The following is a 3,006-nucleotide window of genomic DNA, read 5'->3' as shown; positions in this document are numbered from 1 at the left end:
GGTATGGGCAGCGGAGGGGTGGGCGGTGACGGCGGCAAAGGTGGGCGCGGAGGTCAGGGTGGGGCCGGCGGCAGTTCGGCCGCGCCGACCGCCGGGATCCAGGGCGGTTCCGGCGGTGCCGGCGGAGACGGCGGCGCTGGTGGTCTGGGCGACGGCCTCGGCAACGGTGGCGGCGCTGGCGGCCAGGGCGGCATCGGTGGTCAGGGCGGCACCGGCGGGACCGGCGGCGACAACACCGGTTTCAGCGGCGGTAGCGGGGCGGCCGGCGGACAGGGGGGTACCGGCGGCAAGGCCGGTGCGGGCGGCACCGGTACCGATGGCGGCGCGGCCGGCGGCATCGGCACCGGCGGAGTGGGCGGTCAGGGTGGTACCGGCGGTCAGGGCGGCCAGGGTGGGACCGGCAGCAGCTCGGCCTCGCCCACCGCGGGCATGCAGGGCGGTCAGGGTGGTGCTGGTGGCTCCGGTGGTGACGGCGGCGCGGGCAACGGCGTGACCAACGGCGGTGCCGGTGGCGCCGGAGGCGTGGGCGGTCAGGGCGGTCAGGGCGGGACCGGCGGGAACAACACCGGCAGCAGCGGTTTGGGTGGTGGCGGAGGTACCGGTGGTACCGGTGGTTCGGCGGGTGTGGCAGGGACCGGAACGGACGGTGGCGGCGCCGGAGCCATCGGCACCGGCGGTAAGGGCGGTACCGGCGGCACCGGCGGCCAGGGCTTCAACGGCAGCAACGGCGCCAACTCGGGTTCCCCGTCGGGCGGGACGGCGGGCGGTCAGGGCGGTACCGGAGGACAAGGCGGTGCCGGCGGTGCCGGAGACGGCCTCGGCAGCAAGGGTGGTGACGGCGGGACCGGCGGTAAGGGCGGTGCCGGCGGTTTCGGCGGCTCTGGCGGCGCCAACACCGGCAACAACGGCGGCGACGGCGCCAGCGGTGCGACCGGCGGCACCGGTGGCACCGCGGGTGTGGGCGGCGCGGGCACCGACGGCGGCGGGAGCGGCGGCAATGGCACCGGCGGTGACGGCGGCAAGGGTGGTGCCGGCGGCACCGGCGACGCGGGCGCCAAGGGCGGTGACAACACCGCCGGCGGCAAGGGCGGCAACGGCGGTAACGGCGGTGCCGGCGGCAAGGGTGGCGCGGGCATCGGCGGTGTCGGTGGCGGTAACGGGGGGCAAGGCGGCGCTTCCGGCGCCGGCGGTAACGGCGGGAACGGCGGAGACGGCGTCGGTGCGTTCACCCGACCCGGCGCTATCGGCGGCGCCGGTGGCAATGGCGGGATCGCGGGCCAGGGCGGTGCCGGCGGTGACGGTGGCGGTAACGGCGGCCAGGGCGGCGCTTCCGGCGCCGGCGGTAACGGTGGCAACGGCGGGGCCGGTGGCGGGTTGGGCAGCACCGGAGGTGACGGCGGGGCCGCCGGCGCCGGTGGCGCAGGGGGAACGGCCGGCGCCGGTGGTGCCGGCGGTGCTGGCGGCGGTGACGGCGGCCAAGGTGGTGCCGCGGGTGCCGGCGGCAAAGGCGGCAACGGCGGCAGCGCCAGCTTTGCCGGTTGGTCCGGTGGCAAGGGCGGCAACGGTGGCTCGGCCGGGGTGGCCGGTGCCGGCGGCGCCGGCGACGGCAACGGTACCGGTGGCAACGGCGGCGCCGGGGGCGTCGGCGGTTCCGGAGGGAATGCCGGCAACAGCCTGGGTGCGGTCGCCGGAAACACCGGTGGTGCGGGCGCGGCTGGAAGTGCCGGCGGCTCCGGTGGCACTGCCAGCGGCAGCGGCGCCGCCGGTAATGGGGGCACCGGTGGTGCTGGTGGGAATGGCGGCACCGGCGGCCACGGCGGCAACGTGGTCAACGGCGCCGGCGGTGCGGCCGGCGCCGCCGGGGCGGGCGGTGCCGGTGGTGCCGGGGGCAATAACACCGGCACCGGCGACGGCGGCAACGGTGGCAGCGGCGGAGCGGGAGGCAACGGTGGGACCGGCGGCGACGCCGGCAGCGGCGGAATCGGAAACTCCAACCCGGGTGCCGCCGGTGCCGCGGGTGGTCTCGGCGGTGCCGGAGGTGCGGGCGGCAATGCCCTCGGAAGCAGCGGCAATGGAGGCAGCGGCGGCAGCGGCGGTGTCGGGGGCAGCGGCGGCAACGGCGGCATCTCCGACGGACTGGGCAACGGCGGCAACGGCGGTGCGGGAGGTGGTGGCGGCACGGCCGGCGCCGGCGGCAATGCCAGCACCGGTGGCGGCAACGGCGGCCAGGGCGGCAACGCCGGGGCCGGCGGCAACGGCGGTAACGGCGGCCAGGCCACGATTGCCGGCTTCCCGGGCGGCAGCGGCGGAACGGGCGGCGCAGCCGGAGGTGCCGGTGCCGGTGGCATCGGCCACGGGAGCGGTAACGGCGGGAACGGCGGTGCCGGCGCGAACGGCGGGACCGGCGGCAACGGCGGCTACAGCCTCGGCTCCATCGTGGGCGGCGCGGGCGGTTCCGGCGGTGCGGGCAGCGCCGGAGGCACCGGCGGCGTCGCCACCGGCAGCGGCGCCGGGGGCGTCGGCGGGGCCGGTGGAAACGGTGCCAACGGCGGTAACGGTGGTAACGGCGGCAACACCGTCAACGGCGCCGGCGGCAACGGGGGCAATTCCGGCGCCGGCGGCGCAGGCGGGGCCGGCGGTGACAACACCGGTACCGGTGATGGCGGCGCCGGCGGGGCCGGCGGCAGCGCAGGGATCGGTGGCCAAGGTGGCATCGGCGGCACCGGCGGAGTGGGCAGCAACGGCGGCAACGGTGGTACCGGCGCTCTGGGCGGCGCCGGGGGAGCGGGTGGCGGTGCCACCGGCGCCAGCGGCAACGGCGGCAAGGGTGGGGCCGGCGGTAGCGGAGGTAGTGGCGGCGCCGGTGGCACTGGCGGCTTGACCGATTCCAAAGGCGGCGCCGGCGGCGGTTCCGGCCAGGGTGGCGTCGGCGGGGCAGGTGGCACCAGCGCCGCCGGCAGCGGTGGTACTGGCGGCCTTGGCGGTACCGGCGGGGGTGGCGGGAAC

1 pseudogene is annotated in these 3,006 nt (G+C 78.4%); it reads left to right on the top strand.

The window, feature by feature from the left end:
* Positions 1-3: 3 nt before the first annotated feature.
* A pseudogene (locus AWC08_RS36685) lies at positions 4-3,006 on the top strand (PE family protein); the annotation flags it as partial.

This window comes from Mycobacterium gordonae, assembly GCF_002101675.1.
Lineage (GTDB): Bacteria > Actinomycetota > Actinomycetes > Mycobacteriales > Mycobacteriaceae > Mycobacterium > Mycobacterium gordonae.
This window is presented reverse-complemented; position numbering and strand designations above follow the sequence as displayed.